This window comes from Streptomyces sp. NPDC055013 (assembly GCF_053608645.1).
Genome location: NZ_JBSGVW010000017.1, coordinates 119,416 through 138,211 on the forward strand (window position 1 = coordinate 119,416; position 18,796 = coordinate 138,211).

Genomic DNA, 18,796 nt, shown 5'->3' on the forward strand with positions numbered 1-18,796 from the left:
CATGGCAAGGCAAGCTACACACTGGAGATACGGCGTGGCCGGCATCGCCGTCCTCGGTCTCACCCTCACCGCCTGCAGCGGTGCGAAGGTCGGCGACGACAGCGCCGGCGGCTCGGACGGTTCCGGCAAGTGCGGCACCTTCAACCTCGCGATCAACCCGTGGGTGGGCTACGAGGCCAACGCGGCGGTCGTCGCGTACGTCGCGGAGCAGGACCTCGGCTGCAAGGTGGTCAAGAAGGACCTGAAGGAGGAGATCGCCTGGCAGGGCTTCGGGACGGGCGAGGTCGACGCCGTCATCGAGAACTGGGGCCACGACGACCTGAAGAAGAAGTACATCACCGACCAGAAGACCGCCGTCGACGCCGGCCTGACCGGCAACAAGGGCCTGATCGGCTGGTACGTGCCGCCGTGGCTGGCCAAGGAGCACCCGGACATCACCGACTGGAACAACCTCGACAAGTACGCGGCCGAGTTCAAGACGTCCGAGTCCGGCGGCAAGGGCCAACTCCTCGACGGCGACCCGTCGTTCGTCACCAACGACGAGGCCCTGGTGAAGAACCTGAAGCTGGACTACAAGGTGGTGTACGCGGGCAGCGAGGCCGCCCTCATCCAGGCCTTCCGCAAGGCGGAGAAGAACAAGGAATGGGTGATCGGCTACTTCTACGAGCCGCAGTGGTTCATGTCCGAGGTGCCGCTCGTCAAGGTCAAGCTGCCGGAGTACAAGACGGGCTGCGACGCCGACGCGGAGAAGATCGCCTGCGACTACCCCGTGTACGAGCTGGACAAGATCGTCAGCGCGAAGTTCGCCAAGTCGGGCAGTCCAGCCTATGACCTGGTCAAGAACTTCACCTGGACCAACGACGACCAGAACGCCGTGGCGAAGTACATCGCGGTCGACAAGATGACCCCCGAGGCCGCGGCCAAGAAGTGGGTCGAGGCCAACCGCGACAAGGTGGACGCCTGGGTCAAGTAGGCCCTTGGCGGGCCCTTCACGGATGCCCGGTGGGCGGTGCGAGCGGGATGCGCGCCGCCCACCGGGCATCGCCGTGTCCGGGGTGTTTCCCGAGGTCGCGGACCCCTTGACACCCACCTGCACGACGGGCACATTGAGTTGCGCAACCTGAACCAAGTTGCGTGAGCAGCAACTGGATCGGATCGACTGGTTAGCCAACCGGAGGTGCGGCGATGGCGGGTCCCCGAGTGGTCATCATCGGAGCGGGAGTCGTCGGTGCGGCGCTCGCGGACGAGATCTCCGCGCGAGGCTGGACCGAAGTGACCGTGGTCGACCAGGGCCCGCTCCCCGCCACCGGGGGCTCCAGCTCGCACGCCCCGGGCCTGGTCTTCCAGACCAACTCCTCCAAGACCATGACCGAGCTGGCCCGCTACACGGTCGAGAAGCTCTGCTCCCTCGACGTCGACGGCAAGCCCTGCTTCCTCCAGGTCGGCGGCCTGGAAGTGGCGACCACGCCCGAGCGGCTGACGGAACTGCGACGCCGCCACGGCTGGATCACCGCCTGGGGCATCGAGTCCCGGCTGCTCAGCGCCGAGGAGTGCGTCGAGCAGCACCCTCTGGTCAACCCGGACCGGGTTCTCGGCGGTCTCCTGGTCCCGACGGACGGCCTCGCCAAGGCCGTCCTCGCAGTCGAGGCGCAGATCCGCCGGGCCACCGAACGCGGCGTCCGCTTCCTCGCCCGTCACGAGGTCCTCGACGTCCGGCAGGCCGACGGCCGCGTCACCGGCGTCCACACCGATCAGGGCGAGATCCCCGCTGACATCGTGGTGTGCTGCGCCGGCATCTGGGGCCCGAGGATAGCCCGCATGGTCGGCATGAACCTGCCGCTGACCCCGCTCGCCCACCAGCTCGCCTGGACCGGCCCCGTCCCGGCCCTGGCCGGCCAGGCGGCGGAAGCGGTCCGCCCGATCCTGCGCCACCAGGACGCCGACCTCTACTACCGTGAACGCTTCGACGGCATCGGCATCGGCTACTACGGCCACCGCCCGATGCCGATCTCCGCCGACGACATCCTCTCCGTCGACGAGGCCGACGAGATGCCCTCGGTCCTGAAGTTCACACAGGAGGACTTCGAGGACGCCTGGACCGAGACACGGTCCCTGCTGCCCGCCACGAAGGACGCCAAGGTCGAGGAGGGCATCAACGGCCTGTTCTCCTTCACCACCGACAACTTCCCGCTCCTCGGCGAGTCCCCGGAAGTCAAGGGCTTCTGGGTCGCCGAGGCCGTCTGGGTCACCCACTCCGCGGGCGTCGGCCGGGCCATGGCCGAGTGGCTGGTCGACGGGTACTGCTCCTCCTTCGACCTGCACGAGTGCGACGTCAACCGCTTCGAGCCGCACCAGCTCTCCCCGGAGTACGTCCTGGCCCGCGACTGCCAGAACTTCGTCGAGGTCTACGACATCCTCCACCCCCTGCAGCCCTCCGGCGACCCGCGCCCGATCCGCACCAGCCCCTTCCACACCCGTCAGCGCGAGCACGGCGCCTTCTTCCTGGAGGCGAACGGCTGGGAGCGCCCGCACTGGTACGAGGCCAACGCGGCGCTGACCGAGGGCCGTTCAGTCCCCACCCCCAACGACTGGGCCGCGCAGTACTGGTCGCCCATCGTCGGTGCCGAGGCCCAAGTGACCCGCGAGACGGTCGCGTTGTACGACATGACGGCCCTCAAGCGGCTGGAGGTGACCGGCCCCGGTTCGGCGGCCTTCCTGGAGCGGCTGTGCACCGGCAAGGTCGCGAAGTCGGTCGGCTCCGTGACGTACACCCTCCTCCTGGACCACGACGGCGGCATCCGCAGTGACATCACCGTCGCCCGCCTGGCCCGCGACCGGTTCCAGGTCGGCGCCAACGGCAACCTCGACCTCGACTGGTTTACCCGCCACCTGCCCGCCGACGGCACGGTCCAGGTCCGCGACATCACCCCCGGGACCTGCTGCATCGGCCTGTGGGGCCCGCTCGCCCGCAAGGTCCTGCAGCCACTGACGGACGAGGACTTCTCGAACGACGGCCTGAAGTACTTCCGCGCCAAACGCGCCTACATCGGCAGCGTCCCGGTGACGGCGATGCGCCTGTCGTACGTCGGCGAACTCGGCTGGGAGCTCTACACCACCGCCGACCAGGGCCTGAAGCTGTGGGACACCCTGTGGCAGGCGGCCGAGCCGCTGGGCGGCATCATCGCGGGTCGCGGCGCCTTCAACAGCCTCCGGCTGGAGAAGGGTTACCGCTCCTTCGGCACCGACATGACCTACGAGCACGACCCGTACGAGGCCGGCGTCGGCTTCGCCGTCAAGCTCGACAAGGACGACTTCATCGGGAAGGCGGCCCTGGAGCGCCGCAAGGCGGAGGTACGACGGAAGCTGACCTGCCTCACCATCGACGACCCGCAGTCCGTCGTCATGGGCAAGGAGCCGGTGTACGACGGCGACCGCGCGGTCGGCTACGTCACCAGCGCGGCCTACGGCTACACGATCGGCAAGGGCATCGCCTACGCGTGGCTGCCGAGCGAGCTCACGGCTCCCGGTACGGCGTTGCACATCGGCTACTTCGACCAGCGGGTCGAGGCGGTCGTGGCCGAGGAGCCGTTGTTCGATCCGTCGATGTCCCGGCTCCGTGGCTGAAGGTGGTCAGTCCGGAGAGCCCATCCGGTGGCTTATTTCGTCCGCGCCCCTCATCAGCACCGGGGCGAGCTCGTGGATGCGCGCCTCGGTGAGGCGGTACGCGGGCCCGGAGGCGCTGAGGGCGGCGACGACGTCGCCCTCGCGGGACCGGATCGGGGCCGCGACGGCGTGCAGTCCGATCTCGAGTTCCTCCAGCGTCACCGCGTATCCGCGCTCCCGGGTCTCGGCCAGGTTCTTCTCCAGCTTGGTCTTCGCGGTGAGCGTGTGCGGGGTCATCTTCTGCATTCCGGACGCCGCCAGCACCGCGGCGCGCTCCTTCGCCGGCCGGTGGGCCAGCAGGATCTTGCCGCTCGACGTGGCGTGCACCGGGGTCAGCCTCCCGACCCAGTTGTGCGCACCGACCGCTCCCGGGCCCCGTACCTGATAGAGGTTGACGGCGTAATGCTCCTGCAGGACCGCGATGTTGACCGTCTCGCCGATCTCCTCGCTGAGCCGCTCGCACACCGGCCGGCCCTGCTGCGTGATGTCCAGGCGGCTCGTGACCGCGCCCGCCAGCCGCACGATCCCGAAGCTGAGCCGGTACTTGCCCCGCTCGGCCGTCTGCTCGACAAGACCGCGCGACTCCAGCGCACCGAGGAGGCGGAACGCGGTCGACTTGTGGACTTCGATCTCGGCGGCGACCTCGCTGACACCCGCCTCACCGCGCTGAGCGAGGATCTCCAGGACGCTGACAGCACGGTCGACGGACTGCACGCCACTCACCGCGGGACCTGCTGTTTCTCCATCTGCCGCGTGGTTGCTCATAGCGCAACTATACGGCGGCCCCCGAAAGCTGCCCCAGAAAAGTTGGCCGCGGATGTCGAGAACCCGCGACCTGCTCCGTCCCCGGGCTGAACGCGACCACAATGGGTCGCACCAGCACCGAGGAGAACACCATGGCCAAGTACCTGCTGCTCAAGCACTACCGCGGCGCTCCTGCGGCGGTCAACGACGTGCCGATGGCCCAGTGGACGCCCGAGGAGATCTCGGCGCACGTGCAGTACATGCAGGACTTCGCGGACCGGCTCGAGAAGTCCGGCGAGTTCGTCGACAGCCAGGCGCTCGCCCCCGAAGGGAGCTGGGTCCGGTTCGACGGTGAGGGGCGCCCGCCGGTCACCGACGGCCCGTTCGCCGAGACCAAGGACCTCATCGCCGGGTGGATGGTGATCGACGTCGACAGCCACGAGCGCGCCGTCGAACTGGCCGGGGAACTGTCCGCGGCCCCCGGCGCGGGCGGCAAGCCGATCCACGAGTGGCTGGAGGTGCGCCCGTTCCTGGGCGCGGCGCCCACCACCACGGAGTGCTCCTTCAAGTGACCTCATCGATCGACGAGGCCCTGCTCAGGAGCCTCACACCGAGCGTGCTCGCCATCCTCGTCCGCCGCGGAGCCGACTTCGCGGCGGCCGAGGACGCCGTACAGGACGCCCTGGTCGAGGCGTTCCGCCTCTGGCCGGCCGACCCTCCGCGCGATGCGAAGGGCTGGCTGGTCACCGTGGCCTGGCGCAAGTTCCTCGACGCGACCCGGTCGGACGCAGCCCGCCGCCGGCGTGAGGACCTCGTGGACGAGGAGCCGGCGCCCGGGCCCGCGCCCGCGGTCGACGACACGCTCCAGCTCTACTTCCTGTGCGCCCACCCCTCGCTCACGCCGTCGTCGGCGGTCGCGCTCACCCTGCGCGCCGTCGGCGGGCTGACCACGCGGCAGATCGCCCAGGCCTATCTGGTGCCCGAGGCGACCATGGCGCAGCGCATCAGCCGCGCCAAGCGCACCGTCTCCGGCGTGCGGTTCGACCAGCCCGGCGACGTCGCCACCGTGCTGCGCGTCCTCTACCTCGTCTTCAACGAGGGCTACTCCGGCGACATCGACCTCGCCGCCGAGGCCATCCGGCTCACCCGGCAGCTGGCGGCCGCGATCGACCACCCCGAAGTGGCGGGGCTGCTCGCCCTCATGCTGCTCCACCACGCCCGGCGCGCGTCGCGGACCGCGCCCGACGGCAGCCTGGTGCCGCTCGCCGAGCAGGACCGCGGCAGGTGGGACACCAAGTCGATCGCCGAAGGCGTCGACATCCTGCAGGCGGCGCTCGCCCGCGACCGGCTCGGCGAGTTCCAGGCCCAGGCCGCGATCGCGGCACTCCACGCCGACGCGCCCGTCGCCGAGGAGACCGACTGGGTGCAGATCGTCGAGTGGTACGACGAGCTCACGCGGCTGACCGACAGCCCGGTCGTCCGCCTCAACCGTGCGGTGGCCGTGGGCGAGGCCGACGGACCGCGCGCGGGCCTCGCGGCGCTCGCGGAGCTGGACGACTCGCTGCCCCGCCACACCGCGGTGGCGGCGTACCTCCACGAGCGCGACGGCGACCTGACGACGGCGGCACGGCTCTACGCCGAGGCGGCCCAGCAGGCCCCCAACCTCGCCGAACGCGACTACCTGACCCGCCAGGCCGCCCGCCTCAACACCCGCCGCCGCTGACGCCGGCGGCGGGCCGCCACCGGCTCACGGTGGCGGCGGGTGCATGGACTCCGCCGTGGCCTGGCTCTCGTGGTCCCGTTGGGCGCCGACGGTGAACTCGTGGGTGTACGCGGCCTCGTCGATCATGGCACGCAGCCGGCCGGAGATGCGCTCCACGTCGCCCTGCTCCGCAGGGGGGTGCGGGGCCCCGGCCCGCTCCCTGGTCGCCGCCGCCGTACCGAGCAGACGGATCGCCCGCTCCGTGGCCCCGGCCAGGGAGTGCGCACCCGCCAGGCCCTCGAGTGCCAGGGCGACCGAGCGGGGATCCTTGGTCGTCGCGGCGGCCGCGAGGCCGTCCCGGTGGTACGCGAGCGCCCGTCCGGCGTCGCCGCGCTGCTCGGCGATGAAGCCCAGCTCGGCCAGGACCAGCGCGAGGCCCGGTCCGTCGCCGCGCCGGCGGTTCCAGGCGAGCCAGGGCCGCAGCCACTCCTCGGCGGCGTCCAGCCGGCCCTGGCGCCGGGCGCTGAGCGCGAGGCCCAGCGCGGCGAACTGCTCGGCGGGCTGATTGCCCTGTTCGACCGCGAGCCGCAGGGCACGGGTGTGCAGGTCGTCGGCCTCGTCGTAGCGCTGGGTGAGCAGGGCGATCCTGCCGAGGCCCGACAGCTTCGTGGACATCTCCGGCCAGGTCTCCAGGGCCTGGGCGATCCGCAGGCTCTCCCGGTGCAGCCTGCCCGCCCGGTCGTAGTCGCCGTTGATCTCGGCGAGCCTGCCGAGCACGTCGGTCGTCTTCAACCGGCCCCACAGGTCGCCCAGCTCCGCGAAGTGGGCGCGCGCCTCCTCTGCGTTGCCGCGCAGCGACTCCAGGTCACCTCGGGCCAAGGCGAAGCAGGCACGTGTGGTCAGTGCGGCGGCGGTGCCCCACGCGTCGCGCAGGGTGCGGAAGCGGACCAGGACGCGCTCGACGCGCTGCTCGCCCGCGACCAACGCCCCCACCGTCCACTGCGCGTGCGCCAGGAACCACTGAGCCCTGGTCGACTCCGGGGTGGACGCGGGATCGTACGCGTCCAGGGCGTCGCACTCCCGGTCGTGCTCGCCGAGCAGCAGGCGGATGCCCGTGTACCAGAACTCCGCCTCCCCGCGCTCCGCGGGCGCGGCCTCGCCCGGTGTGTCCAGGGCCGTGGCCAGCGCCCTGCGGGCCTCACCCAGCCGACCCCGGACGTACCAGTACCAGGTCAGCGAGTTGACCAGGCGCAATGCCTCCTGCGCGGCCCCGGCCCGGGCGGCCTCGGCCAGCGCGCGCTGCACATTGCCCGCCTCCAGGTCGAGGTACTGGAACCAGCGGGACTGCTCCCGCTCGTGCAGATGCGGCCGGGCGCGCTCGGCCAGGCGGACGCAGTGGCGCAGGTGCCGGGCCGCGGTCTCGGCGTGCTCACCGGACTCCGCGAGCCTGTCACGCGCGTAGACCGCGACGGACTCCAGCAGCCGGTAGCGCGGACCCTGCGGTCCCTCGGTGCGCACCGCCAGTGAGCGTTCCACGAGCAGGCTCAGCGCATCGAGGACGTCGGCGGGGGACACGCCGCCCCCGGAGCACACGTCCTCGGCCGCCCGCAGGCCGGATCCCTCGCTGAACACCGACAGCCTGCGCAGCACGGTCTGCTCCCGGACGTCGAGCAGGCCCCAGCTCCAGTCGAGCGTGGCCTGAAGGGTCCGGTGCCGTGAAGGGGCGTCCCGATAACCGCTGTTGAGGACCTTGAAGCGGTCGTCGAGACGGTCGTGCAGCTCCCTGATGCCCAGCGATCGCACCCGGGTGGCGGCCAGTTCCAGGGCGAGCGGGATGCCGTCGAGACGCCGGCACACATCCGCGACGAGCGGGGCGGTGGTGGCGTCGAGCACGAACTCCGGGTCCGTGGCCCTGGTCCTGTCGACGAAGAGGCGTACGGCGCCCGCGCTCGTCAGCGCGTCGAGGTCCGGTCGGCCCTCCGGGGGGAGCGACAGCGGCGCCACCGGGTACACCGTCTCGTCCCGGGTGCGCAGCGGTTCCTGGCTGGTCGTCAGGATGTGCAGGTGCGGGGCCCGGCCCAGCAGCAGGCCGGCCAGCCGCGCGACGGCGTCCACGACGTGTTCGCAGTTGTCCAGCACGAGCAGCAGCCGCCGGCTGGCCAGCGCGCTCGCCAGGCGTTCCGTCGGGCCCTTGGCGTCGTCGTCCGAGGTGTTCTCGCGGATGCCCACCGTCGCCATGACCTGCTCGGCCAGTGACTCGGCGTCGGCGAACCGCTCCAGGCCCCCGGCGTCCGCGAGCTCCACCAGCCAGGTGCCCTCGCCGAACGCGCCGGCCAGGCTCTGTGCCGTGGCCTGGGCGAGACGGGTCTTGCCGACCCCGCCAGGGCCCGTCAGCGTCACCAGACGGCGCTGTAAGAGCAGCGTCCGGATCGCCTGGACATCCTGCTCGCGGCCCACCAGGGGCGAGGCCGAACCGGTCGGCCCAGGCCCGGCCGGCACCCCCGCGGCCGACTGCGCGGGCGGCTCCGGCCGGGCCAGAACGGGGTCGTGGCGCAGGATGGCCTGCCGCAGTGCCTCCAGGGACGGTCCCGGGGTCAGCCCCAGCTCCTCGTCGAGCCGGCGCCGCAGATCGTTGAAGCAGTCGAGCGCGTCGGAGGAGCGTCCCGCCTGATACAGCGCCCACATCAGCGCGCCCCGCAGCCCCTCGCGCAACGGATGCTGCTCCACCAGCTCCGTCAGCTCGCCCACCAGCAGGCTGTGTTCGCCCAACTCCAGGCGGACCCCGGCGTGTTCCTCCACCGCCGTGAGGCGCTCCTCCTCCAGGCTCGCCGCCGTCGGCCGAACGGACGGCTGGTCCGCGAACTCGGCGAAGGCGGGGCCGCGCCACAGCCCCAGCGCCTCGGTGTACAGCGCCGCCCGCGTCACCGGGTCCTCGCCCGACCTGGCCCGGGCGACCAGTTCGCGGAACCGCCCGGCGTCGAGCGCTCCGGCAGGGATGTCCAGCACGTATCCGGGTGGCCGGTGCGCGACCAGCTCACGGCCGCCCGCCTCCGCGTCCTCCAGCGCGCGCCGCAGCTGGGACACCTTGGCCTGGAGCGACGCCGTGGGCCGTGCCGTGAACGTCGAGCCGCCCCACAGGCCCTCGATGAGCCGGCCCGCCGGGACGACCTGCCCGTGGTGGGCGAGCAGATCGGCGAGGAGCATCCGCACCTTGACTTCGGGTACCCGCACGACACGTCTGCTGTCCGTGCGCACCTCCAGCGGCCCCAGCACCCCGAATTCCATGATCTCAGCGTAACCGGCTGCCGCCCGCCGCGACTTGCGACGAAAAGGGCTCGGCCACCTGCCCGAAGTGCCTGCGCGCAGCATTTCCGAAGCCGTCCGAAGCGAATCCGAAGGGGCATATGCCAGGGTTCCCCGAGGAATGCGGTTCAGCGGCGGTGCGGAAGGCGTGGGCAGGTGGCCGAGAATGAGCGACTGCGGCTGGCGATCATCATCGGCAGCATCAGGAAAGGACGGTTCGGGCACGTCGCGGCGGAATGGCTCGCCTCGCGGGCCCGGCTGCGGCACGACTTCGACGTGGACGTCATAGACCTCGCCACGGCCTGGCTGCCCGACGTGATGTCCGCCGACCCGGCGGCGCCCAAACCACAGGCCGTCAAGGACCTGGCGCCCTGGCTGGCGGCGGCCGACGCGTTCGTGGTGGTGACTCCCGAGCACAACCAGACGTTCCCGGCGTCCTTGAAGAACGCGATCGACTGGTACGACGAGGAATGGCACGCCAAACCCGTGGGATTCCTGTCCTACGGCGGCCCCTCCAGCGGCCTGTGCGCGGTGGCCGCCCTGCGCCAGGTCTTCGGCGAGGTGCACGCCGTGACGGTGCACGAGACCGTCAGCTTCCACAACTACTGGGAGCGGCTCGGGCCGGACGGTGCCCTCGCCGCCTGCGACGACTGGGACATGTCGGCCCGGCTGATGTTCGACCGCCTCAGCTGGTGGGCCGGTGTGCTGCACCGGGCCAGGGCCGAGCGCGGTTACCACGTACCCCGAATGAACGGACAGGAGCAAAGCGCGCCATGGACGGCCAGTGGTTCCGACGTTTCGGCGATCCCGAGCCCGACGCCCTGAGGCTGATCTGCTTCCCGCACGCGGGAGGTGCCGCCAGCGCGTACCAGCCGCTGTCGCGGCAGCTGAAACCCCATATCGAGGTCCGGGCCGTGCAGTACCCCGGACGGCAGGACCGGCGGCTCGAGCCACCGGTGACCGACATCAGGGAACTCGCCGCGGTCGTCGCCGGAAAGCTGGAGGACGACGACGCGGCACCGCCCTTCGCGTTCTTCGGCCACAGCATGGGGGCGCTGGTCGCGTACGAGACCGCCAGGCTCCTCGATGAGCGCGGGGCCCGACCACCCCGCAGGCTCTTCCTGTCCGCCCGCGCGGCGCCCGGACCGAAGCCGAGCCCGCACGACCTGCTGGCGGACGACGCCGCGATCCTGACCGCCGTACGCCGACTGGGGGGAACCGGGGCGGCGTTGTTCGACGATCCCGAGCTGGTGGCGATGGTGCTGCCCGCTCTGCGAGCCGACTATGCGGCCCTCGCCGGGTACTCCTGGACGCCCGGGGAGCCGCTGCGGACACCGGTGACCGTGCTGTGCGGCGACGCCGATCCGGTCGTCTCCGTGGCGGAGGCGGACGGCTGGCGGACGTACACCCGCGCCGAGACCGAGGTGCGGGTCCTTCCCGGCGGTCACTTCTATCTGGACCAGCGGCTCGGCGACGTCGCCGAGCTGGTGCTGCGCGCAGCCGGCTCGGCGAGTGCCGCTCGCGGCGGGCAACGGCGCCTGCCATGACTGAACATCGGTGTTCGACGTACGGGGGTAGGCGTGGAATTCAAGGTTCTCGGGCCGCTTGACGTGGTCAGCGGCGGACGGAGTCTGCCGCTGGGCGGCGTCAAGCAGAGAGCGGTGCTCGGGCTGCTGCTCCTCCACGCCAATCAGGTGGTCGCCACCAGCCAGCTCCTCGACGCCCTGTGGCCCGAGGACGCGCGGCCCGTCACGGCACGCAAGATGGTGCAGAACGCCGTGTGGGGGCTGCGTGCCCTGCTGGAGAGCGGCGACGCCGAGGGGCACGAGCCGCCGCAACTGCTCACCCGGGCGCCGGGCTACGTCCTGCGCGTCGACCCCGAACTGCTCGACGCGACCCGCTTCGAGCGTGCCGTCGCGGCGGGCCGGGCACGTCTGGACGCGGGTGCAGCGGGCGAGGCCGCCGAGCTGCTGGGGGAGGCCCTGGCGGAGTGGCGCGGCTCGGCCCTGTCGGATCTGGCCGAACAGGGCGTGGAGTGGACCGAGTTGACCGCGCTGCGGCAGCTGCGCCTGGACGCCATGGAGGACCGCTTCGAGTCGGAACTGGCGTGCGGCCGGCACCATGCCGTGCTCGGCGAACTCACCTCGCTGGCCGAGGCCGAGCCCCTGCGGGAACGGCTGTGCGGGCAGCTGATGCTCGCCCTGTACCGCTGCGGGCGGCAGGCGGAAGCGCTGAGCGTGTTCAGCAGGGTGCGGCTGGCCCTCGTGGAGGAGTACGGCCTGGAGCCGTCCGCCGCCCTGCAGACCCTCCAGCGGCGCATACTGCGTCACGACCAGGAGCTGGCCTCCCCCACCGAGGACCGCGCGGAACGGGACGCCGCCGAAGTGAGCGCCGCGCGGCGGCACTCGGTCGCACCGGCGGACCCCGCCCAGGTGCCCTCGAGGCTCGGCGCGGACGTCGGCGCCCTCGCCGTCGGCGTGTTGGGCGCCCCGGCACCGGAACCCGTGCACGCCGCCCGGCTCGCGACGCCCGACGACCAGCCGCGCGTGCCGTCGCCCCGCGCCGTCACGGACGCCGACCCCCCGACGCGGGTGGCGTCGTCCTCCGGCGGAGCGGCCAGGGGCGCGGTCGCCGAGCGCCGGGACGTGTGCGTGCTCGTGGTGTGCACCGAGTCCGCCGCCGGCGCGACGGCCATGGAGAGCGAGCAGCTGGACACCTCCCTGCACGACGCGGTCACCGCGCTCACCGAGAGCGTGGAGATCCGCTCCGGTACGGTCGTCGGCTCCATGGGCGGGCTGTGCGCCGCCCTGTTCGGGCTGCGCTCCGATCGCCCCGAGGCGTCCCTGAACGCGGTGCGCGCGGCCTTCGCGGCCCGTGAACGGCTGGCCTTGCGGGCGGGCATGGTGATGCGGGCCGTGGTGATCTCCGGCAAGGCGATCGTGCGGCACGATCCGCACGACCCGCGGGCCGCCGTCTCCGTGGTGGGCACCCTGCTCGACAAGGCGCACACCCTGCTCGCGGGCGTCCCGGAGGGCGAGCTGTACGTCAGCGAGGACGTGGCGGGCGACACCGACGCCTGGGTGAGCTACGACGAGACCACCCGCCCCGCCGACGGCACCGTAGGCATCCGCAGGGCCCGGGCCCTGCACTCGGGCGAACCCGTGGCGGCCGGCCCCGACACCCGTCGCAGGCCCGAACTCGCCCTGCTGGAGAACCTGCTGGAGTACTCCCGTCACCACGACGTGCCCTCCATGCTGACGGTGCTCGGCGACCACGGAGTCGGCAAGACACGCCTTCTCGCCGAGTTCGAGCGCGGCATCGCCGGCGACTTCGACGAGGTGCGGGTGCTGCGGCCGCGCCGGCCGAAGGGCGCCCGGGACGCCTCGGGTACGGCCGCCGCGCTGCTGGACGCGTGGGCACCCCCGCACGGGGCCCGGTCCGACCCGCCGGAGCAGCGGATCAGAGCCGTGGTCCGCTCCGCGGTCGACTCCGACGTGGACGCGGCGCGGCTGCTGCGTGTGCTGTGCCACCCACTCCACTCCGGTCTGCCCGGGCGCGGGACCGACGTACTCGCCGCGTGGGGCGAGGTGATCGAGCACGAGGCACGTCACCGCCCCCTGGTCCTGTGTCTGGACGACCTGCACCTCGCCGACGACGTGGTGCTCGACTGGGTGGAGACCCTGGGCGGTGCCGGCACCGGCGCCCTGCTCGTCGTCGCGTGCGGCCACTCCGACCTGCTGCGCCGTCGGCCCTTCTGGGGCAGCGGCTGCCAGCACGCCAGCCGGCTCACCCTGCCCCGCCTGCGCGAGCCGGCCGCCCCGCTGCCGCGGCGCACGCTGCCCGTCCCGGACCACCGCCCGCGGCGGCAGGAGGAGCGGGCGTGGACGTCCGGTCGGATCCACCCCGGGTTCCTGGGCAAGGGAGCCGAGCCGGTCGAGGTGCGGCCCGGGCGACGGGCCGTGTGATGACCGGGCCGAGGAGTCGCGAATGGGCGGCGTGTGTGCGGGACTTGATGTGCTGTCCGCATGGACATCGCATCCCCACAGACCCGCCGTCCCGCGCACGCGTCGCCCCGGCCGGTGCGTGCCTCCACCGCCGGCGACATGGACGCCCCGCTGGCCGTCTTCGTCGGCACCCGGTTCGCCGCGGCCCTGCACGAAGGGCTGAGCCGGGCCAGTCGCCCCCGCGGCGCCGGACCGGCGCGGCCGGCTGACTCCGCGCCCCCCGCCCGCCCGCCCGGCTGGGGCGCGGCGCAGCCGGACGCCCTGCTCGCCGAGCACGCCGAGGAGATACTGGCCCGCTTCGGCGCCGGGGTGCGGGCCGTACCGGGCGTCACCGCGGCGGAACGGACCCGGATCGCCGCATGGGCGCGGCGAGTGCTCGGCGTGGCCGCGGGCCCGGTGCGCGCGGGCGCCGGGGCTCGTTGGGAGGCTCTCGCGGGCTCCCTGCTCGTCGAATCGGCCGCGGACGCCCTGCCCGACGGGACTGCGGACGTCACGCGGGCCCTCGGCGCCCTCGCCCGTGCCATCCGCCTCACCGGCACGGGCGGTACGCGCTCAGGCGACCTCGGACTCCCGGAGCGGCGGAAGCAGGGACTCCAGTAGCCGATCCAGGCAGTCGCCCGTCTCCGGGCTCAGGCTGAGGGTCACCGTGCGCGGCCGTGCGGTGGCCCAGCCCGGACGCCGGTCCGGCAACCGGGAGTCCGCGCCGACGGCGACGAGCAGCGGCACGCCCACGTGGGTCTGCGTCATCCGCTCCACCATGTCCAGCAGCGCGTCGTCGGCGTGCTGGAGGTCGTCCCAGATCAGCACCAGCGGCTGCTCGCGCGCGGCCCGTGCCAGGAACGTCCCCCACGCCCGGAGCATCTCGGCGGACTCCTCCTCGGCCGCCGTCCGCGGTGGCGACAGCAGCCGGGCCAGGGGTGCGTACAGATGAGCAACGGTGGCCGGGTCGTCGCAGAGGCGATGCAGCGTTGCTCGCAGCCGCGCGGGCGCACGGGGATCGAGGCCGCCGGGCTCGATGCCGCAGTAGGCCGCCAGGATCTCCGCCGGCACCGACAACGCCGAGCCGGAGTGCCGCGGCGGCGGAACCGTGCCGGCCAGCACCCGCACGGGGCCGCCCTGGATCTCCTCCACCCGGCGCTGGAACTCCATCAGCAGGCGTGTGCGGGCCCGGCCGGACCCGTCGATGAGCGTGATCAGATGGGCCGCCGAGCGCTGCCGGGTGTGCTGCAGGGTGTGGTGCATCAGCGCCAGCTCGCTGACGTGGACACCGGCGCCGACCTGCTCCCACGACCGGTCCGTGACCGCGTCGTGCAGCGCGTGCAGTTCCCACGGGGCGACAGCCGATGCGCAGGCGCGCCGGAACGTTGCCGCCCGCTCGACCTGCCGGTGGGTCTCGTCGCAGACATGGATCTCGCCGGCCTGCACATGGGCCAGCATCGTCCTACAGGTGTCGACGAGCCGGCCGCCACCCCACGGCGGGGGCGGGTCGTCCGAGGGCCGGAGCGGCAGCAGGGCCTCGCCGGACGCCACGGCGGCGTGCACGGTGAGACCGCGCACGGCGGCCTGCGGCGGGGTGAGTGTGCCGGTGGGGACGCTGAGGCCGGCGCGGACGGCGGACGCGGTGCGGACCGCGCGCTCGGCGCTGTCGGCCGGGTCCGCCCCGTCGGCGAACACGGCGAGGACCTTCGAACCGAGGACTGCCGTGACCCGGCCGCCGTGCAGTTCGGTCTTCTCCCGGGCGAGCTGGGTCAGCGCGTCGAGCACCCGGTCCCGGTCCTCGGCCGGCACCTGGCCCAACTCCTCGCCGAGCCCGAAGCGGAACATGACCACGCTGGCGGTACGGGACTCGTGCCGGCCGGGGGAGGAGGCCTCGCCGGCGGGCACGGCCGACTGCACGGGCGCGGACGGCTCGGTGCGTTCCGTCAACTCCGCGCGTTCCGTCGGCTCCGTGTCCGCGGTCGGCTGCGTGGGCGCCAACGGTGCCGCAGGTGCGGGGGCCGCGGCGGGGGTGGGCGGGGATTCCGCGGGCCGGGGGACCGGGGCGAGGTGAGCCTTCTCCCGGCCGCCCACCGCGCGGGGCGTCTCCAGCGTCGGGTCCTGGGTGAGGATCGCCTGCTGGAGCCGGTGCAGTTCGCGCCCCGGCTCCAGTCCGAGCCCCTCCACCAGGGCCGTGCGCACGCGGCCGAACACCGCCAGCGCCTCGGCCTGCCGCCCGCACCGGTACAGGGCCACCATGAGCTGCCCCGAGGCACGTTCGCGCAGCGGCTCGGCGGCCACCAGGCTCTCCAGGTCGGGCAGCACCAGCTGGTGCCGGCCGCAGGCGAGGGCGGCCTCGAAATGGTCCTCCATGACATCGAGCCGCCGGTTCTGCAGGGCCGTCAGCTCCGGCCAGCAGATCCCCTCCTCCACCAGGTCGGACAGGACGGGCCCGCGCCACAGCGCCAGCGCCTCGCCGAGCGACCGACGGGCGGGTTCCACCTCGCCCGTCGCCAGGGCGGCCCGGCCCGTCACCACGCGTTGCTCGTAGTCGAGCAAATCGACGCGCCGCGCGGGCACGCGCAGCAGATAGCCGGGCGCACGGGTCAGCAGCTCGGGGCTGTGCTCCGTCCGCGGCGGCCGCGACAGGACGCCGCGCAGCTTCCAGACGGCGTTCTGCAGAATCTTGCGCGCGGTCATGGGCGCGCCGTCGTCGGCCCACAGGGCCGACAGCAACTGGCTGGTGGACACCACCTGGTTCGCCTGCAACAGCAGATACGCCAGTACCGCGCGCTGCCGGTGCCCGCCCAGATCCACCAGGCTGCCCGGTGGTCCGCCCGAACTCTCGACTTCCAATGGCCCCAGTAAGCGGAACTGCATGAACTCCCCCGTTTCTGCTCGCTCCGGCGTGCTGCGTTTCCCGGGTTCGGTGTGACGCCCGACGGGTCTCATCACGGTCCGTTTCCCGTACTGCATCCGGTCGATCGAGCCGGCCCGGTCACGGCCGGCCCGTCGTCGGAAATGCCCTGGGAGTCCGCCGGTGGGGGGAGACGACGGACCCACCAGGGGTGGATCAGTGACCGGCGGTGAGCTCGTCGCCGGCCTGCTTGCGCAACAGTGTGCACACGTCGTGCAGTCCGGAGTGCAACTGACCCAGTTCGGCGTCTGTGACATAAATCGAGGGTTCGAAACGCAACGTGCCGACCGCGCTGGCCGTCGGGAACGTCCGCACCCGGTGCCGGCGCAGCAGATGACCCGCCAGGAAATAGCCGAACAGGCCGCTCTGCGCGATCTGACGCAACTCGGGCGACGACGCCTCGGACTGGTCACGGAATTCCAGGCCCTGCATGAGCCCGTGTCCGCGCACGTCCGCCACCACGTCGGGGAATTCCGACCGCAGCGAGTCGAGTTTCTGGCGCAGAGCCGCACCGCGTTCCTCGGCCTGCCGGTAGGCCGCCCCGCCGTCCCTTTCCAGCAGTTCGAGGACCTTCAGCGCGATGTGGCAGGAGAAGCTGTCCTTTGCGAAGGTCGAGCTGTGTACGATCTCGAAATCCCGGCGATAGCGCTTCTCGCGCACCAGCATCACGGACGCCTTCGCGATGCCGCCACCGAGGGTCTTTGCAAGGGTGTAGTAGTCACCGCGCAGCCCGATTCGGGAACTGGCGAGCAGGGTGCCCGTGCGGCCCATTCCGCTCTGGATCTCGTCGACGACGACGGGGCAGTCGATCCGGGCGCAGAACTCCTGAATCTCGCGGGCGAAGTCGCGGGACAGAACGCGAATTCCCCCCTCGCCCTGGATGGGCTCGACGAGGAAGGCGCAGAACACCGGGAACTCGTGTTCCGTCACCGTGATCCTGCCGTTGCGTGTGCTCAGTCCCAGCAGGACCCGGCGCTCGCGCGCGTAGACGGCGTTCAGGTCCTCGGGGCTGTCGTGCGGGACGAACCGCGCCTGCGCGCCCAGGGACTTGAAGGGCAGCCGGTAACCCTCGTTGTGGGTCAGCTGCACACTGCCGGCGAGCTTGCCGTGGAACCCGCCCTCCAGGGCGAGGAACAGCGGTGGAGCCGCGGCGACTTCGTCATTGCGGCGCCTGATCGCCGTCTCCAGGAGGCGGACGGCATCGTTGTCGTCGGCGGCCAGGGCGACCCCGAGTCGTGCGGCCGCCTCGCCGTGGACCGTGGCGGACCCGTTCGCCGCAGCGGTGCGCGCCGCCTCGAGCTCGGCGTCGACCGAACCGAACAGTTCGGAAATGCGTAGGCCGCGGTCCAGTTCGGCGTGCTTGACGGCGGCTTCCACCGATTCCGCGCCACTGTTCCCGAAGATGGCGTAATAAGGCTCGTCATCGGAGAGTTCTCGCGCGATGATGCGGTTCAGTTCGGCGGCCAGCCGGTTGGCGTACGGATGGCGCGAGAACTGGGCGTGGATCGGGGTGCGTTCGGCGAGCAGCTCGCGGGCGTACGCCGTGATCTCGGGGTGGTGGTGGCCGAGCAGCACCGAGCCGTATCCGCCCGCGAAGTCCACGACCGGCGATTCGGTCCCGTCGGCGTCGCGTACGTACAGCGTGTTCGCCTCGGCACGCACGTATTCCACCGCCAGTCCCGCGGTGTCGAGTACCTGGCGCAGATAGGGCTCGGCGAGTTCGCGTTCCGCGGCTGCGGCGGAGGTCTCAGTCATGCCCTCAGGGTCCGATGGCCGGGTAAACATCCGGTCATTGAAAGGTCATCGGTCCGGTCCGGTCACAGGAGGCCCACCGGTTACCCGGTCATGAAGGAACCGCGAGGCGCCGCGGCTACGTTGATTTCGCCGCCGCCTTCCGTGCGGACGGCACAGACGTGTCCCGTGACCCATCGGAGAGTGGCATGAATTCCGCGTCCGCCGAACTCGATCACGCTGCCGTGCGTTCCGGTCACGAGCCGGTACGGCCGGACCGGCTGCGCGAGGTGATGTCCCGCTTCGCCACCGGCGTCACGGTCCTGACCGTGGGCGGAGAGCACCTGCACGCCATGACGGCGAACGCCTTCAGCTCGGTCTCCCTCGACCCCCCGTCGGTGCTGTGCAGCGTCGGCCACAGCGCGGTCATGCACGGTGCCCTCACCGGGGCCGGACGGTTCGCCGTGAACATACTCGGCGCCCACCAGGAGTCCCTCGCCCGGCACTTCGCCGACAAGAGCCGCACGCTGGGTGCCGCCCAGTTCGAGCGCGGGGACTGGCGCGCCGGCGAGCACACGGGGGCGCCGCTGCTCGACGACTCGGTGGCGTGGCTCGAGTGCGAGCTGACCGAGTCGCACGTGTTCGGTGACCACACCATCTTCATCGGCACCGTGCTGGCGGCGGGTGCGGGCACGGCGGGTGACGAGCTGCTGTTCGTCAACGGCCGCTTCGGTAAGCCCGTCACCGCCTCCTGAC

The 18,796-nt window shown here is 72.2% G+C and carries 13 protein-coding genes; 9 read left to right on the forward strand and 4 right to left on the reverse strand.

The genetic code is table 11. The features are described from left to right. Position 1 precedes the first annotated feature (1 nt). Positions 2-973: an ABC transporter substrate-binding protein gene (locus ACWGDB_RS22480; protein WP_453824023.1), complete on the forward strand. Its 972-nt coding sequence runs from the start codon at positions 2-4 to the stop codon at positions 971-973. A gap of 212 nt (positions 974-1,185) precedes the next feature. Next, positions 1,186-3,624, forward strand: a complete 2,439-nt coding sequence (locus tag ACWGDB_RS22485) for a GcvT family protein (RefSeq protein WP_453824024.1) — start codon at positions 1,186-1,188, stop codon at positions 3,622-3,624. 6 nt (positions 3,625-3,630) lie between these two features. On the opposite strand, the gene ACWGDB_RS22490 is transcribed toward ACWGDB_RS22485, so the two are convergent. Continuing rightward, positions 3,631-4,428: an IclR family transcriptional regulator gene (locus tag ACWGDB_RS22490; protein ID WP_453824025.1), complete on the reverse strand. Its 798-nt coding sequence runs from the start codon at positions 4,426-4,428 to the stop codon at positions 3,631-3,633. A gap of 131 nt (positions 4,429-4,559) precedes the next feature. Here ACWGDB_RS22490 and ACWGDB_RS22495 point away from each other — a divergent pair, with 131 nt between their 5' ends. Then, a complete protein-coding gene (locus ACWGDB_RS22495; protein ID WP_427843413.1) occupies positions 4,560-4,979 on the forward strand; it encodes a YciI family protein in 420 nt (139 codons plus the stop codon). Positions 4,980-4,987: 8 nt separating this feature from the next. Next, positions 4,988-6,130, forward strand: coding sequence for an RNA polymerase sigma factor (locus tag ACWGDB_RS22500; RefSeq protein ID WP_453824046.1), 1,143 nt, complete (start codon positions 4,988-4,990; stop codon positions 6,128-6,130). 24 nt (positions 6,131-6,154) lie between these two features. On the opposite strand, the gene ACWGDB_RS22505 is transcribed toward ACWGDB_RS22500, so the two are convergent. Beyond that, positions 6,155-9,394, reverse strand: a complete 3,240-nt coding sequence (locus ACWGDB_RS22505) for a BTAD domain-containing putative transcriptional regulator (RefSeq protein ID WP_453824026.1) — start codon at positions 9,392-9,394, stop codon at positions 6,155-6,157. Between the two features lie 174 nt (positions 9,395-9,568). Here ACWGDB_RS22505 and ACWGDB_RS22510 point away from each other — a divergent pair, with 174 nt between their 5' ends. Genes ACWGDB_RS22510 through ACWGDB_RS22525 form a run of 4 tightly spaced genes read left to right on the forward strand, consistent with a single transcriptional unit; the run spans position 9,569 to position 14,016 of the window. Continuing rightward, positions 9,569-10,237 carry an NADPH-dependent FMN reductase gene (locus ACWGDB_RS22510; protein ID WP_453824027.1) on the forward strand — a complete coding sequence of 223 codons (669 nt, stop codon included), beginning with the start codon at positions 9,569-9,571 and terminating at the stop codon, positions 10,235-10,237. Next, positions 10,186-10,959 (forward strand): thioesterase II family protein, encoded by a 774-nt coding sequence (locus tag ACWGDB_RS22515; protein ID WP_453824028.1) that lies wholly within the window; start codon positions 10,186-10,188, stop codon positions 10,957-10,959. Before ACWGDB_RS22510 ends, ACWGDB_RS22515 begins: the two co-directional genes overlap by 52 nt. A gap of 33 nt (positions 10,960-10,992) precedes the next feature. Then, positions 10,993-13,377, forward strand: coding sequence for a BTAD domain-containing putative transcriptional regulator (locus ACWGDB_RS22520; protein WP_453824029.1), 2,385 nt, complete (start codon positions 10,993-10,995; stop codon positions 13,375-13,377). Between the two features lie 60 nt (positions 13,378-13,437). Continuing rightward, positions 13,438-14,016, forward strand: a complete 579-nt coding sequence (locus ACWGDB_RS22525) for a hypothetical protein (RefSeq protein ID WP_453824030.1) — start codon at positions 13,438-13,440, stop codon at positions 14,014-14,016. On the opposite strand, the gene ACWGDB_RS22530 is transcribed toward ACWGDB_RS22525, so the two are convergent. Both ACWGDB_RS22530 and ACWGDB_RS22535 read right to left on the reverse strand, forming a co-directional pair. Beyond that, positions 13,969-16,272 carry a BTAD domain-containing putative transcriptional regulator gene (locus ACWGDB_RS22530; RefSeq protein WP_453824031.1) on the reverse strand — a complete coding sequence of 768 codons (2,304 nt, stop codon included), beginning with the start codon at positions 16,270-16,272 and terminating at the stop codon, positions 13,969-13,971. The genes ACWGDB_RS22525 and ACWGDB_RS22530 overlap by 48 nt on opposite strands. Before the next feature lie 193 nt (positions 16,273-16,465). Continuing rightward, complete coding sequence (locus ACWGDB_RS22535; protein ID WP_453824032.1) at positions 16,466-18,064, reverse strand: aspartate aminotransferase family protein; 1,599 nt, start codon at positions 18,062-18,064, stop codon at positions 16,466-16,468. Between the two features lie 185 nt (positions 18,065-18,249). Between ACWGDB_RS22535 and ACWGDB_RS22540 the strand changes: the two genes are divergently transcribed. Next, positions 18,250-18,795: a flavin reductase family protein gene (locus tag ACWGDB_RS22540; protein WP_453824033.1), complete on the forward strand. Its 546-nt coding sequence runs from the start codon at positions 18,250-18,252 to the stop codon at positions 18,793-18,795. Position 18,796 lies beyond the last annotated feature (1 nt).

Excerpts from the sequence above, each read along its gene's own strand:
- ACWGDB_RS22530 (WP_453824031.1), bottom strand. The coding sequence starts at position 16,272 with ATGCAGTTCCGCTTACTGGGGCCATTGGAAGTCGAGAGTTCGGGCGGA.
- ACWGDB_RS22485 (WP_453824024.1), top strand. The coding sequence starts at position 1,186 with ATGGCGGGTCCCCGAGTGGTCATCATCGGAGCGGGAGTCGTCGGTGCG.
- ACWGDB_RS22490 (WP_453824025.1), bottom strand. The coding sequence starts at position 4,428 with ATGAGCAACCACGCGGCAGATGGAGAAACAGCAGGTCCCGCGGTGAGT.
- ACWGDB_RS22515 (WP_453824028.1), top strand. The coding sequence starts at position 10,186 with ATGGACGGCCAGTGGTTCCGACGTTTCGGCGATCCCGAGCCCGACGCC.
- ACWGDB_RS22540 (WP_453824033.1), top strand. The coding sequence starts at position 18,250 with ATGAATTCCGCGTCCGCCGAACTCGATCACGCTGCCGTGCGTTCCGGT.
- ACWGDB_RS22535 (WP_453824032.1), bottom strand. The coding sequence starts at position 18,064 with ATGACTGAGACCTCCGCCGCAGCCGCGGAACGCGAACTCGCCGAGCCC.
- ACWGDB_RS22495 (WP_427843413.1), top strand. The coding sequence starts at position 4,560 with ATGGCCAAGTACCTGCTGCTCAAGCACTACCGCGGCGCTCCTGCGGCG.
- ACWGDB_RS22505 (WP_453824026.1), bottom strand. The coding sequence starts at position 9,394 with ATGGAATTCGGGGTGCTGGGGCCGCTGGAGGTGCGCACGGACAGCAGA.
- ACWGDB_RS22525 (WP_453824030.1), top strand. The coding sequence starts at position 13,438 with ATGGACATCGCATCCCCACAGACCCGCCGTCCCGCGCACGCGTCGCCC.
- ACWGDB_RS22480 (WP_453824023.1), top strand. The coding sequence starts at position 2 with ATGGCAAGGCAAGCTACACACTGGAGATACGGCGTGGCCGGCATCGCC.